This is a genomic window from Mycobacterium sp. DL99, assembly GCF_004762045.1.
Lineage (GTDB): Bacteria > Actinomycetota > Actinomycetes > Mycobacteriales > Mycobacteriaceae > Mycobacterium.
Window position 1 is genome coordinate 5,600,292 of sequence record NZ_SJOM01000007.1, and the last position, 13,931, is coordinate 5,614,222.

The 13,931-nt window shown below is 65.4% G+C and carries 14 protein-coding genes; 6 read left to right on the forward strand and 8 right to left on the reverse strand.

The annotated features are described in order from the left end of the window. Window positions 1-193 precede the first annotated feature (193 nt). On the reverse strand, window positions 194-1,015 hold the full coding sequence (locus EYZ64_RS27425) for an acyl-[acyl-carrier-protein] thioesterase (protein ID WP_135460289.1): 822 nt from the start codon (window positions 1,013-1,015) through the stop codon (window positions 194-196). A gap of 118 nt (window positions 1,016-1,133) precedes the next feature. Here EYZ64_RS27425 and ramB point away from each other — a divergent pair, with 118 nt between their 5' ends. The 4 genes from ramB to EYZ64_RS27445 all read left to right on the forward strand — a co-directional run bounded on the left by ramB (window position 1,134) and on the right by EYZ64_RS27445 (window position 4,721). Next, a complete protein-coding gene (gene ramB, locus EYZ64_RS27430; protein WP_135458521.1) occupies window positions 1,134-2,549 on the forward strand; it encodes an acetate metabolism transcriptional regulator RamB in 1,416 nt (471 codons plus the stop codon). 128 nt (window positions 2,550-2,677) lie between these two features. Then, window positions 2,678-3,295, forward strand: a complete 618-nt coding sequence (locus EYZ64_RS27435; RefSeq protein WP_286175160.1) for a TetR/AcrR family transcriptional regulator — start codon at window positions 2,678-2,680, stop codon at window positions 3,293-3,295. Continuing rightward, window positions 3,292-4,092 (forward strand): NAD(P)H-dependent oxidoreductase, encoded by an 801-nt coding sequence (locus EYZ64_RS27440; protein WP_135458524.1) that lies wholly within the window; start codon window positions 3,292-3,294, stop codon window positions 4,090-4,092. The genes EYZ64_RS27435 and EYZ64_RS27440 overlap by 4 nt, the downstream gene beginning before the upstream one ends. A gap of 77 nt (window positions 4,093-4,169) precedes the next feature. Beyond that, complete coding sequence (locus EYZ64_RS27445) at window positions 4,170-4,721, forward strand: carboxymuconolactone decarboxylase family protein (protein ID WP_135458526.1); 552 nt, start codon at window positions 4,170-4,172, stop codon at window positions 4,719-4,721. Between the two features lie 85 nt (window positions 4,722-4,806). On the opposite strand, the gene EYZ64_RS27450 is transcribed toward EYZ64_RS27445, so the two are convergent. The 6 genes from EYZ64_RS27450 to EYZ64_RS27475 form a co-directional block, all read right to left on the reverse strand. Next, window positions 4,807-6,156, reverse strand: coding sequence for an MFS transporter (locus EYZ64_RS27450; RefSeq protein WP_135458528.1), 1,350 nt, complete (start codon window positions 6,154-6,156; stop codon window positions 4,807-4,809). Between the two features lie 133 nt (window positions 6,157-6,289). Next, window positions 6,290-6,559 carry a flagellar basal body-associated FliL family protein gene (locus tag EYZ64_RS27455; protein ID WP_135458530.1) on the reverse strand — a complete coding sequence of 90 codons (270 nt, stop codon included), beginning with the start codon at window positions 6,557-6,559 and terminating at the stop codon, window positions 6,290-6,292. Then, window positions 6,556-7,962 carry a dihydrolipoyl dehydrogenase gene (gene lpdA / locus EYZ64_RS27460; RefSeq protein WP_135458532.1) on the reverse strand — a complete coding sequence of 469 codons (1,407 nt, stop codon included), beginning with the start codon at window positions 7,960-7,962 and terminating at the stop codon, window positions 6,556-6,558. The genes EYZ64_RS27455 and lpdA overlap by 4 nt, the downstream gene beginning before the upstream one ends. A gap of 30 nt (window positions 7,963-7,992) precedes the next feature. After that, the gene (locus tag EYZ64_RS27465; protein WP_286175161.1) at window positions 7,993-8,487 is read right to left on the reverse strand and encodes a hypothetical protein; all 495 of its coding nucleotides are present in this window, start codon (window positions 8,485-8,487) and stop codon (window positions 7,993-7,995) included. Then, window positions 8,480-8,758: a putative holin gene (locus EYZ64_RS27470; RefSeq protein WP_210115588.1), complete on the reverse strand. Its 279-nt coding sequence runs from the start codon at window positions 8,756-8,758 to the stop codon at window positions 8,480-8,482. Before EYZ64_RS27470 ends, EYZ64_RS27465 begins: the two co-directional genes overlap by 8 nt. Window positions 8,759-8,793: 35 nt before the next feature. Beyond that, window positions 8,794-9,288 (reverse strand): DUF779 domain-containing protein, encoded by a 495-nt coding sequence (locus tag EYZ64_RS27475; RefSeq protein ID WP_135458534.1) that lies wholly within the window; start codon window positions 9,286-9,288, stop codon window positions 8,794-8,796. Window positions 9,289-9,313: 25 nt separating this feature from the next. On the opposite strand from EYZ64_RS27475, the gene EYZ64_RS27480 reads away from it, so the two are divergent. Next, window positions 9,314-11,356 carry a prolyl oligopeptidase family serine peptidase gene (locus EYZ64_RS27480; protein ID WP_286175162.1) on the forward strand — a complete coding sequence of 681 codons (2,043 nt, stop codon included), beginning with the start codon at window positions 9,314-9,316 and terminating at the stop codon, window positions 11,354-11,356. A 91-nt stretch (window positions 11,357-11,447) separates the two neighbouring features. Next, the gene (locus EYZ64_RS27485) at window positions 11,448-12,674 is read left to right on the forward strand and encodes a neutral zinc metallopeptidase (RefSeq protein ID WP_135458536.1); all 1,227 of its coding nucleotides are present in this window, start codon (window positions 11,448-11,450) and stop codon (window positions 12,672-12,674) included. A gap of 3 nt (window positions 12,675-12,677) precedes the next feature. Here EYZ64_RS27485 and EYZ64_RS27490 read toward each other — a convergent pair whose 3' ends face one another. Next, entirely contained in the window at window positions 12,678-13,031 is a 354-nt protein-coding gene (locus EYZ64_RS27490; protein ID WP_286175163.1) for a hypothetical protein, read from the reverse strand. Window positions 13,032-13,931 lie beyond the last annotated feature (900 nt).

Here is a 13,931-nt window from a genome sequence, read left to right on the forward strand (position 1 = left end):
ACTGTTGTGCTAACCCGACGATGGCACAGCCCATATCCGCAGGTCCACCCGTTTCAGTTGCCAAGTTTCGCCAAAGCGCTTAGTTAACTTGCAAAGGTTGCGAAGAAATATGATGGCTGTACCGGTTCAGAAGCTACCGACGAGTAGCACAAAGGCGCAGGTCAGTACGCTCGTACTGTTAAACCGGGAGGGGTCAGAGCGAGAACAGTGATGCGATCGCTTTTGTCTCGTCGCCGACGGCATATGTGAGCGTTCTAACAGTGCGATCCGAGAGCTCTTCACCGAATTTGTCGGTCGATCCGGCCGGGTGAACGTGCGACAGGATCTCGAGCTTCTCGCCGAGGGCCACCGCGGCGTCGTGCTCGATGGTCACCCGCAGCGGCTTCTCCAGCAGCTCGGGGTGCGAGTACAGGTAGTCCTCGACCACCGTCCAGTAGACCGAGTTGTTCATGTGGTCGAACAGGTCGATGTCGGACACCCGCACCGGGTACTCGCGGATCTCGGCCGCGTCCTCACGACTGCCGGCCTTCAGGTAGGACTTCCAGCGCAGACGGGACTCGTCGGTGGTGCGGCGCAGGCCGGACAGGAAGTCGTCGGAGATCCGGGAGGGCCCCTGGGTGTCGCGGTTGATGTGGATCCAGAACGCCTCGGACTCCATGAGGCCGCCGCGCCTTCCATCTATGCGCACCCGCATCTCGCACCACCGGTTGGACGTGCCCGAACACCACCGCCGCATCCGCAGGATGTCACTGCCCTCGATGGGCCGGATGAGATCGATCATCGTGCGCCGCACGATCCACGCGGGGTGGACGTCTTCGTATCCCATCTCCCGCAGCTGGTCCTGGCCGACGTCCTGAATGTGCCGGCACGCGCCGTCGAACCGCAGTCGGCCGGTGCGATCGACATCGGCCATCCGCAGCGGCCATTCCAGGTCGAAGACATCGGGATGGGGGTCGGGCACCGGCATCATCACCTTGTTCAGCCCGGTGGTCGAATTCTGCGCGGTTCCCGTCATGGTCATCTCCAGTCGCTGTCGTCTGAGCCGATCATGCCAGGCAGCCCGATACTGCCAGTAGTGACCAAACTGCCAAGAATGCAAAGACCGCCTTCACACCCTTGTTAGGCTATTTGACGTGGCAAAAACGTTCGTCGGGTCGCGGGTGCGTCAACTGCGGAGCGAGCGTGGGTTCAGCCAGGCGGCGCTGGCCCAGATGCTGGAGATCTCCCCCAGCTATCTCAACCAGATCGAGCACGACGTGCGGCCGCTGACCGTGGCCGTGCTGCTGCGCATCACCGAGGTGTTCGGGGTGGACGCGACGTTCTTCGCCTCCCACGACGACACCCGCCTGGTCGCCGAGATGCGCGAGGTGACGATGGACCGCGACCTCGGCGCCGAGATGGATGTCGCCGAAGTCGCCGACATGGTCGCGGCATATCCGAATTTCGCCCGCGCGATGGTCAACCTGCACCGTCGATACCGGCTCACCACCACGCAATTGGCGGCCGCCACCGAGGACCGGTATTCCGACGGCAGCGGCAGCGGTTCGATCACCATGCCGCACGAGGAAGTGCGCGACTACTTCTACCAACGGCAGAACTATCTGCACGAACTCGATACCGCCGCGGAGGATCTGACCTCGAAGATCCGCATGCACCGCGGTGACCTTGCCGGTGAGCTGGCCAACCGGATGACCACGGTGCACGGGGTCCGGATCGTTCGGCGCATCGACCTGGGCGACACCGTGCTGCACCGCTACGACCCGGCTACCAAGACCCTGGAGATGGGCAACCATCTCTCCAGCGGCCAGCAGGTGTTCAAGATGGCGGCCGAACTTGCCTTCCTCGAGTTCGGCGAGCTCATCGACAAGATGGTCGACGAGGGCATGTTCACCAGCGACGAATCCCGCACCCTGGCCCGGCTCGGGCTGGCCAACTACTTCGCCGCGGCCACGGTGCTCCCCTACCGCCAATTCCACGATGTGACCGAGAATTTCCGCTATGACGTGGAGCGGTTGTCGGCGTTCTACTCGGTGAGCTACGAGACCATCGCGCACCGGCTGTCCACCCTGCAGCGGCCTTCGATGCGCGGGGTGCCGTTCTCCTTCGTCCGGGTCGACCGCGCAGGCAACATGTCAAAGCGTCAGTCCGCCACCGGCTTTCACTTCTCATCCTCAGGCGGCACCTGCCCGCTGTGGAATGTCTACGAGACGTTCGGTAATCCGGGCAAGATCGGCGTGCAGATCGCCCAGATGCCCGACGGTCGCAACTACATGTGGGTGGCCCGCACCGTGGAGCGCCGCGCGTCGCGCTACGGGCAGCCCGGCAAGACCTTCGCGATAGGGCTGGGATGCGAACTGCGCCATGCCCATCGGCTGGTCTACTCCGAAGGACTGGACCTCTCCGGCGAGGTTGCCACACCCATCGGCTCGGGCTGCCGCGTGTGCGAACGCGACAACTGCCCGCAGCGCGCGTTCCCGGCGCTCGGCAAGGCCCTGGACCTCAACGAGCACCGCTCGACCGTGTCCCCGTATCTGGTGCGGCAGCCGTAGCCCGCTGAACGAAATCCGCGCTGGCCAGGGTTGGACGCCGAGCATTCTCCCGTAGGCGCGAGCAGAAGTTACTCATGGTAGGTTACTGTCAGTAGGTTACTACTCGTAGGTAATGCCAAGGAGTCAAGATGGGCGACCAATCCGACGCGACCCCGAAACGACGCCTGTCGAAGCAGGACCGTCACACCCAACTACTCGACGCGGCAAGGGAGTTGATCCGGGAGGCAGGCACGGAACAGTTCACCCTCGGACGGCTCGCCGAGAGGGCCGGTGTGACCAAGCCCGTGGTCTACGACCACTTCGGCGACAAGGCGGGGGTCCTCGCCGAGCTCTACCGCGAGTTCGAGGAGCGCCAGCGCGAGATGCTCGACGCCGCACTGGCCGGCGCGGGGCGAGAGGCGCGAGCCGTCGCGCGCGTCATCGCGGACGCATACATCGACTGCTGCCTCGCGCAGGGGCGGGAACTGGCCGACGTGGTCGCCGCACTCGCGGGGTCACCCACCTTGAGCCGGCTGCGCCAGGAAGCCGAGGACGCCTATCTCGCCACGTGCCGCGAGGCGCTGGCACCGTTCCCCGGTCGGATAGACGCAACAGGTCTGTCCGCAGTCATCGGCGCCGGAGATGCCTTGGCCCGAGACGCGCTCGCCGACAGGATCAGCCCCGCCAACGCACGCAACACCCTGGCCCGTGTCATCACGGCCATCGCTACCGACGACCAAAACGACACGAAGCAGGTGACTTCATGACGATCACACATCCACCGAAGCCGGACACCGCCCTGTGGCTCTACGCGCACCCCCGCCGCGGCTCACTGAACGAACGCCTTTTTCGGGCAGGAACCGAAGCGCTGTCCGCACGGCACGAGGTGATGATCTCCGACCTGCACGCCCAGGAGTTCGACCCGGTGCTCAGTGACCGCGACCTCGGAGAGCGCGCCGCCAAGCCGGGGAACATCGTCGAGCTGGCAGGTGAGGCGTACTCCCGGGGCCAGCTGCCAGCCGACGTGCGCGAGGAACAGGCCAAGCTCGCCGCAGCGGAGCTGCTGATCGTGCAGTTCCCGCTGTGGTGGTATGGGCCGCCGGCAATCTTGAAAGGCTGGTTCGACCGGGTGCTCACGAACGGGTTCGCCTACGGCGATCTCGATCCTGAACTCGGGGTGCCCCGGCGCTACGGTGATGGCGGCCTCATCGGGCGCAGGGCCCTCATCGTGGTGACCGCGGGAGAGGATGCACGCTCCATCGGCCCGCGCGGCATCAGCGGTGACCTCGAGTCTCTGCTCTTCCCTCTCATTCACGGCACCCTCTGGTATGTCGGAATCGAGACACTCGACCTGCATGTGATCCACGATGCCGACGGCCTGGAGGCGGCCGCCGTAGACCTGGAGTTTCAGCGCCTGCAAGACAGACTGCGGACTATCGACACCGAGCCGGTCCGACGGTTCCGGCGCTTGCGCGACGGCGACTACCAGGAGACTCGTGCCCTGCGCGGGGACCTTCTCCCAGGCCGCACCGACCTCGGCATCCACCTGGCCGACCACGGATAACCCGAGTCGGGTTGGACTCGGGCGCCAACCGGCAGCTGGACCTTCCAAGCGACCACCCCTGTGCCAGACTCGGCGGGGTGAGTGCACTCGAGCCGGCCCGCATTGCGCCAGGCGGATTCCGTGAGCTGGGCCCCGTCAACTGGGCCATCGCCAAGCTGGGCGCCCGAGCTATCCGGGCGCCCCGCTTCACCCTGATGAACGTCCTGGGCCAGCACAGACTGCTGTTCCTGGCATGGCTGCCGTATTCCGGGGTGCTGTTGGGCCCGCTGGGCAAGTTGTCGCGTCAGGATGCCGAGCTGGTCATCCTCCGGGTTGGCCACCTGCGTGATTGTGAATACGAGCTCCAGCAGCACCGCCGGTTGGCCCGCAGCCGCGGGGTGGACGCCGAGACCCAGGCCCGCATCTTCGAGGGGCCCGACGCCGAGGGCCTGACCGACCGGCAGCGGGTGCTGGTCACCGCGACCGACGAGTTTGTCGTGACCCGGTCGATCTCGGCCGAAACCTGGGCGACACTCTCGGCGATCCTCACCAAGCAGCAGCTCATCGAATTCTGCATGCTGGCAGCCCAATACGATGGCCTGGCCGCCATGATGACGACGCTGCGGATCCCACTGGACTTCCCGGACTAGGCGGCGGCCGCATCCCACCGCCGATTTCTACACCTGGGTTGTGACGGCGGCAGGCCGATCGACAGCCCAGGTGTAGAAAGCCGAGTCAGGCGGAACGTACCGTCTCCCGGTCTGACCCAGCTTTGACGTTCGCCGCGTCGCTCAACGAGCGGCCGGCCGTTTCTACACCCCACGCGACCGTGACGGCCAGCCCGACGAATGAGACTGCGGCGCCGGCCAGCAGCACCCAGTTGACGCCCTTGTCGAGGGCGAAGGGCATGAGGTAGACGGCCACCGCCGCACCGATCCGGCTGGCCGCAGTGCCGATGCCGACAGCCGTCGCGCGCACTTCCGTCGGGAACAACTCGTTGGGATAGACGATTTCGAGGAAGCTGGACGCCCCGGACAGCAGCGCGAACGCGCACACGGCGGTGAAGACGATCATCACCGGCAGACCCGGGATCAGACCGGCGATGCCCCAGATGATTCCGATACCGGCGAAGGTGTAGATCAGCAGGGCCTTGCGGCCGATCCGGTCGACCAGGAACAGTCCCGGGATGCCGCCGACCGCGAACAGCGCGGCGAGGAACACCTCGGCGCCGTTACCCGTGATGCCGACCTCGCCCAGGATGTCGAAGGAGAACGAGTAGATGGACAGCAGCGGGATCACCTGACACATCCAGAACAGGCTGACGAACAGCGTCCTCTTCAGGTACGGCGGCTTGAACACCGACGTGAAGGTCGCGCGTTCGGCGGTCGCCGGCTCGCCGAGATCCTCGACCCCGTAGTCGGGCCCGAAGACCTGCTTGATGGAACGGTCCGCTTCCTCGACGCGTCCCTTGCTGATCAGCCACCGCGGCGATTCCGGTGTCCCCAACCGCAGGAACAGGGTGACGAGCGCGAAGACGGCCGGGCTGGCCAGCATCCAGCGCCAGGCATTGTCGCCGGCGAAGTGGGTGCACACCATCGCCACGACGGGCGCAACGGTAGCGCCGACAGCCCACACCACGAACGTGGCGCCGAGCATGCGGCCGCGGTACTTGGCGGGCAGGTACTCCGCGAGCAACGAGGTGGCGATCGGGTAGTCGGCGCCGATGGCCATGCCGATGAGGAACCTCAGCAAGATCAGCTGCCAGACCTCGGTGGCGAACATGCAGGCCACCGAAAAGACCGCCAGGGCAAGCAGATCCAGGATGTACATCATGTGGCGGCCGACCTTGTCGGTCACCCAGCCGAACAGGCCGCCGCCGACGAAGATGCCGACCAGGACCGCGGCGGCGATCAGTCCCTTGTCTGCCGTCGTGACGTTGAACGACGTGCTCATGGTCGCCCAGGTGAACCCGATGATCGCAATGGCATAGCCGTCGATGAACGGTCCACCCGACGAGTACAGCGTCAGTTTCTTGTGGAATGCCGTCAAGGGCGCGTCATCGATCAGTCCACTGCTAGATGCCATTGGGTTCCCTGTGCTGCCGATGTGGACGGGCCGCGGCCCGATCTGTTCACATCGACATTCGTCCAGGGTGTACCTGTCCTGTAGCGGAAAATCGCACGAAACGCACGCCCTGTTGTTGTGCGATCACACAAACCTACAGGTAGGTGACCCCGAGCAACACGAGCGAGAACAGCACCGGAGACACGGGCAACGTCCACAGGAACGCAGCCCATGTGTGGGACTTCTGCTGGTACTTACGCCAGCCGAAATATCCGCCCGCGGCGCCACCGATGAGCGACAGGGCCGCAACCAGAAGCACCCAGATGTTCACCCGGGAGCCTTCGGTCGCCAACGTGATGGCAGCCAGCCACAGAATGTGGCCGACCACCAATCCGGCTATGCCGGCAACGATTTCGTTTCTCAAAAGTTGATCATGTGGCCGGTCAGCCCGTGGAAGCACTCCTGCAGCGCCTCCGACAGGGTCGGGTGGGTGTGCACGTTGCGGGCCAGTTCGTTGGCCGTCAGGTCCCACTTCTGCGCCAGCGTCAGCTCCGGCAACAGCTCGGACACGTCCGGCCCGATCAGGTGTCCACCGATCAGCTCGAGGTGCTTCTTGTCGGCGATCAGCTTCACGAAGCCGGTCGGATCGGCCAAGCCGTGCGCCTTACCGTTGGCGGTGAACGGGAACTTGGCGACGACGACGTCGTATCCCTCGGCCTTGGCCTGCTCCTCGGTGAGACCGAAGCTGGCCACCTGCGGTTGGCAGAACGTGGCGCGCGGCATCATCCGGTAATCGCCCAACGCCAAAGTCTCTGCGCCGCCGATGGTTTCGGCTGCGACGACGCCCTGGGCCTCGGCCACGTGGGCCAGCTGCAACTTGCCGGTGACATCGCCGATCGAGTAAATGCCGGGAACGTTGGTGCGCATGTAATCGTCGATCGCGATGGCCCCGCGGTCGGTCAGCGCCACCCCGGCCGCCTCCAGGCCGAAGCCCTCGATATTGGGCGCGAACCCGATGGCCTGCAGCACCTTGTCGGCCTTGAGCTCTTCGGTGTTGCCGTCCTTGCTGACCGTCACCTTGACCGTCGACCCATCATCGGCGATGCCCTCGACCTTGGTGCCGGTCAGGATCTTGACGCCCAGCTTCTTGTACTGCTTCTCGATCTCCTTGGAGACCTCGGCGTCCTCGTTGGGTAGCGCGCGCGGCAGGAACTCGACGATGGTGACGTCGACGCCGTAGTTCTTCAGCACGTAGGCGAACTCCATGCCGATCGCGCCGGCGCCGGCGATGATGATCGAGCCCGGCAGGTCGCGCGACAGGATCTGGGTTTCGTAGGTGACCACGTTGTCGGACAGCGCGGTGCCCGGCACCAGGCGGGTCGATGATCCGGTGGCGATGATCGCGTTGTCGAAGGTGAGGTCCTCCGAACCTCCAGCACCGCCCTCCTCATTCAATTTGACCGACATCGACTTGGGCCCGGTGAAGGTGCCGTAGCCGTGAACCTCGGTGATCTTGTTCTTCTTCATCAGGAAGTGCACGCCGGCGACGCGACCGTCGGCGACCTTGCGGCTGCGATCGAAGGCGGCACCGTAATCGAAGGTGGCCTCACCGCTGATGCCGAAGGTCTTGGCTTCTTTGTTGAAGATGTGCGCGAGTTCCGCGTTGCGCAGCAGCGCCTTGGACGGGATACACCCGACATTGAGGCACACGCCGCCCCAGTATTTGGGTTCGACAATTGCGGTGTTCAGCCCCAGTTGGGCGGCACGAATGGCCGCGACGTATCCACCGGGACCAGCTCCGAGAACGACGACGTCAAAGTGGGTCACGACCCCACCCTAGTGGGCCGTGCAATGGCCCTACCGGGCGATCCAGCCGAATACGTAGGCGCCGTAGAAAACCGCCGCCGCTGCCATCGCCGCCAGAGGCGCCGACATCAGGGCGATGGCCAGGGCCGATACCAGGGGTTTGCGCTGGGCCGTCGACGCCACCAGGGCCCCGACCGTGATGACGACGATGTAGGCGAGCACGGCGAACACCGGCCAGGTCTTGTCGGCTGACTGGTACCAGTAGTAGTACAGACCGGCCCCCGCCGCTGCGGAGACGAACCACACCCCGGCCAGCACGCCCACGAACGTCCACCACTTGACGGACAGGTAGATCCCTTCCACCACGATGGGCGGAGCCGGGGCGGGCAGCGGTGCCGAGGGCGCGTCGTCGAAGGCCGTCCCGTCCGGCGTCATGTCTTCCGCGGACGTCGTTTCGGGCGACAACTCCTCGTCGAGGACCTCGTTCTCCCCCGTGTCGAACAGCGGGGCGAAGTCCGCGGTGGAGGTGTCGACGTTTTCAGGCATGGGTTGCCACCTGGATGATCGCCAGGGCACCGAACCAGCCGGGCGCGATGGCCAGCACACATGCGCCGAGCGTCGTGACCCACCGCCGCCCCGAAACCAGGACCATCAGTATCCCCAGGACCCCGGGTACCCCGAGGGCGAGGGCAATTACCACATCAGGCCGGACGGCGACCGTGACCAGCAGTTTCGTGGCGATGCCTGCCAGCAGCCCGACCGCTACGCCGACCAACATTGCGCTGGTCAGCAGCCACGCCCGTGGCAGCGGAATCACTCTTCGACGATAACGCCGCGACCCACGCCGACCCGCTACATCTGCGCGGCGCGTCCCCCGGGGATCGGGCAGGCGTCGGCGGCTTCGTCGACGATGTGGCTGCCGGTGCCGGGCGGCCTGATTCCGTCTCCGTACTGCGCACCGGTCACCGGGGGTTGCTCGGCCAACAGGTCGTTCTCAGCGTCGGTGAAGGCCCGGCCGCGAGACAGGAACCGCATGCCTTCGGGCGCTTCCAGGCTGAAACCACCGCCGCGGCCGGGGACGACGTCGATCACCAGCTGGGTGTGCTTCCACGCCTCGAACTGTGGACCGGAGATCCACACCGGAACGCCGTCACCGACGTCGAGAACCGCCAGAAGGACGTCGCGATCACCGACGATGAACTCGCCGTCGGGGTAACACATCGGCGACGACCCGTCGCAGCAGCCGCCGGACTGGTGGAACATCAGCGAGCCGTGGCGCTCCCGTAGTCGTGCCAGTAGTTCAGCGGCGGCCGCGGTGATCAGGGCCCGTGCCGGTGCCTGGCCCATCACGTCCTCGCTTCTGTCGCCGGTGGTGTTGTCCAGCTCACAGTACGCGCGCGGTCACAATGGACGGGTGGCGAACGACCCTTACCTGTGGCTTGAGGACATCACCGGCGACGACGCGTTGGCGTGGGTGCGGGCGCACAACGAGCCGACGATCGCCGAGTTGAGCGGCGACCGTTTCGAGGCGATGCGCTCCGAGGTGTTGGAGATCCTCGACACCGATGCGCGGATCCCCTATCCGGGCCGGCGCGGTGAGTATCTGTACAACTTCTGGCGCGACGAGGCCAACCCGCGCGGCCTGTGGCGGCGCACCACACTGGACAGCTACCGGACCGATGATCCGGACTGGGACGTGATCCTGGATCTGGACGAGCTGGCCCGCGCCGAGGACGAGAACTGGGTGTGGGCCGGGCCCGAGGTGATCGAGCCGGAGCACACGCTGGCCATGATCAGCCTGTCCCGGGGCGGCGCCGATGCCACTGTGGTGCGCGAGTTCGACATGCGGACAAGGGAATTCGTTTCCGGAGGATTCGAGCTGGCCGAAGCCAAGTCCTCGGTGTCGTGGGAGGACGAGGACACCCTCCTGGTGTGCACCGACTTCGGCGAGGGTTCGATGACCGAATCCGGGTATCCGCGGATCGCCAAGCGCTGGCGCCGCGGTCAGCCGTTGGCCGACGCCGAGACGGTGTACGAGGCCGAGCCGACTGATGTCCGGGTGATCGCCTCGATCGACCGGACGCCGGGCTTCGAGCACACCCGGTTGGGCCGTTACACCGACTTCTACCACCGCATCCGCTACGAGGTGCGCGACGGCGAGCTCATCGAACTCAAGGTCCCGACCGACTCGTCACTGTCACTGCACCGAGAGTGGCTGCTGATCTCCCTGCGGACCGACTGGCAGGTGGGTGAGGTCACCTATCCCGCGGGCGCGCTCCTGGCCACCAAGTTCGACGATTTCCTCTCCGGCACAGCGGATCTCGCGATGATCTACGAGCCCGACGAGCACAGCTGCCTGTCGAGCGTGCAGTGGACCAAGGACAAGCTGATCCTGATCACGCTGCGCGATGTCGCCAGCCACGTCGAGGTCGTCACGCCCGGGACGTGGGAACGCAGGGACGCACCGGACATCCCGCCGGCCGCCGATACCATCGTCGTCGACATCGACCACCTCGGTGACGAGGTCTTCTACAACTCAAGCGGATTCACCACTCCGTCGCGGCTGCTGTACGGCACCGCAGGCGGGCCGCTGGTTCAGATCAAGTCCGCACCGGCGTTCTACAACGCCGACGGCATCGGCGTCGAGCAGTTCTTCGCCACGTCCGAGGACGGCACGAAGGTCCCGTATTTCGTCGTCGGGCGCCGCGAGGAACCGAGCCCGACCTATCTCTACGGCTACGGCGGGTTTCAGAATTCGCTGACCCCGGGCTACATCGGCGGGGTCGGCCGCGGCTGGCTGGAGCGCGGCGGCACGTACGTGCAGGCCAACATCCGCGGCGGTGGCGAGTACGGCCCGGGCTGGCACAAGCAGGCGATGCGCGAGAACCGCCACCTGGTGTACGAGGATTTCGCCGCGGTCGCCGCCGATCTGGTGCGGCGCGGCATCACCACGGTCGAGCAGCTCGGCGCGGCCGGCGGCAGCAACGGCGGGCTGCTCATGGGCGTGATGCTGACCCGGTATCCGGAGCTGTTCGGGGCACTGGTGTGCAGTGTGCCGTTGCTGGACATGAAGCGTTTCCATCTGCTGCTCGCGGGCGCGTCATGGGTGGCCGAATACGGCAACCCCGACGATCCGGCGGACTGGGAGTTCATGGCGGAATACTCGCCGTACCAAAATATTTCGGCCTCGGCCATGTATCCGCCGATCCTGATCACCACCTCGACCCGGGATGACCGGGTGCATCCCGGACATGCCAGGAAGATGACCGCGGCGCTGGAGGCGGCCGGGCATCGGGTGCTGTATTACGAGAACATCGAAGGTGGCCACGGCGGCGCGGCCGACAACAAGCAGTCCGCGTTCAAGGCGGCGCTGACCTACGAGTTCCTCTGGCAGACGCTCGGGGACCGCACCTAGCGGAAGTTTGCCCGGCGCTGGAACACCGATCGCTTTCCCGTGCGAAAACTCGCGCACGCGCGGGCTCGGTCCGGGCAGTAACGTACTCGAAATGCAGTCGTGGGGTCCGTTCGGTCCGCCGCCCAAGTCCTGGGGTGATGATCCCTTCGCTGCGGGCGCCGACCCGTTCGCACAGGCCAAATCGGACAACGCCAAGCCCGCGGATCCATGGGCTTCGGCCCCGGATCCATGGGCCACCGCACCATCGGGGTCGCCCGTGCCGCCGCAGCATCAGCCGGGCGATGCCGACCCCTGGGGTGGGCAATCTCCCGCGTATCCGGCCCCGTTGCCAACACCGAAAAGCCCTCGACGACCGGCCATCCTGATCGGTTCGGCCGTCGCCGTCGTCGTCGTGCTCGCGCTGATCGCCGCAGGAGTCGCGGTGTTCAAACAACAGGGCAGCACCAGCGCCAGTGAACCGGCCAGCCCCGCAGGCGCAGTCCCAACCAGCGAACTCACCTCCACACCGTCCTACACCGCCACCACCACGCCTCCCCCAACCACCACCAGTGCAATGCCCCTGCCCACCGGCGAGGCCGCATTGGGACAAAACCGGATCTACGCCAACTTCGACGCCGGCCTGACCAAACAGCCATGCAACCCGGTCGGCTGGCCGAGCGACGCGGTGGCGGCTGAGATCTTCTACCAGGCGGCCCTCCAGTGCTTGGAGGCCGCGTGGAAACCCGTCGTGACGGCCGCAGGTTTCGAGTTTCGGAACGTGACGCTGTCGGTGCCGACGGGCGACGTCATGACAACGCCATGTGGCACCTACTCGACGAGCCCGGGCCAGAACCCCGCCCGCTACTGCTCTGGGCAGCTTCCGCAGGGAACCCTCAGCGAAACCATCTATATGCCACTTGCCGGAATGCCGGCAGATCGATACGGCGACAAGGCGATCATCTACCTGTCGATGCTCGCCCATGAATACGGCCACCACATCCAATCGCTCCTCGGAACAGGGGGTGAGGAGAGCAGACAGAAGGACGCGGTGGGTGAACAGTCCGAGCAAGGGCTGGAGTTGACGCGCCGCTACGAATTGCAGGCACAGTGCTTCTCCGGCATGTTCATCGGTTCCATCGTCGACACCGGAGGACGATTCACCGTGGCCGATTACCAGATCGCGCTTGACGACAACGCGACCCGTGGCGACTGGAATCCAAGCGCGCCTCGTGACCACGGATCGAAGGCACACTTCAGCGGTTGGTGGGATCAGGGCTACCGCGAGAACAAGATCGGACAGTGCAACACCTGGCTCTCGCCCTCCAGCGACGTGTCGTAGCGGCTAGCGCCCGTCGAGCACTCCATGTCCGGTGATCATCGGTAGGTCCAGGAAGGTCCGGATCCCGGGGGCGGCCGCGCACACCGGTGCGATCGCATGCACCGCGTGCATCGCTGTGCCCAGGCAGCCCTGCTCAGTCTCGTCCTCACCGTGGTTGGCGATACGGGATCTGAGCTCCATCGACGGGTTGCCTTCGACGGTGACGTGCCAGCCGCGCCCGGCCGGCCAGTCGGGTGCCTGATCGTCGCCGAGGCGGGTGATGTGTTCGATAGCCAGTGCAGGCCTGCCGTTGACGACGGCGGTGTAGGAAAACCGTTGTGTTGACACTGTTCCGGCCTCGATGCGGCCTGACTTCATGTCGAACGCCCCTGGCGTGTTCCCGGTGAATGAGACCAACTCATCTGGCCCCGCAGCTTCGACCGTGGTAATGCGCGCTGAGGGACGGGATGGGTGCCATGTTGACCGCGTTGTTGACCAGGGCGGTTGTCAGCGGTGGTGGAAACGTGCGGGCCACGATCATCCGAGAGAAGCCGTCCAGGACGGCGCAGCAGTACACCTTGCCATCATTGACCGTGTGGCGTTGCCGGACAGGTAAACTGAGAGCTGCCGCTATTTCCAAATAGCAAGGCAGCGAATGGCTGTGGCTCTAGACCCCAAACCGGATTTCCGACATCGACCGGAAGACCCGACATCGCAGTGTCGCGGGGTGCGCGCAACCCGTCGCTAGGGCAATGCTTCCAACGACATCCCGTTACTGGCAGCCCTGTTCGCTTCATTGAATAGTCGGGAATTCCCTACCTGTTCGCCTACCTATAGGCCGCCTGGGTGTCGACTTTGAGCCATCGAACTGACCGAACGACGTTGGGCATCGAAGCCTGGTTTCTTCTCCGATCTTCCGGCACGGATGTCGTCATTGAGCGCGGCGGCTCCAGTCTGTCGGTGCCGGAAAAACTATCGGCAAATACTGGCGCGTGCGAAAGGCGAATCAGGCCATGCCTAGTCAAGCCTTTTGGCGACGAAACCCCGCCATCAACTCCAGTGATCCCTACCCACTGACGACTCTCCAACGCCCATCGGTCGCCCGTCGGCACCCCGATGCGGACGAGGGTTTCGACCTCAAACCTATTCACCGGCAAAGGGTTAGATCATTGCAGTGCGCCGATTGCGCTTTCGGCGGCTGCCACCAGCGCCCCACTGTGGGCCAGGTCGACGACGGCGCCGATCTCGGGGGACAGGTAGCGGTCGGCGCCCGGGCCG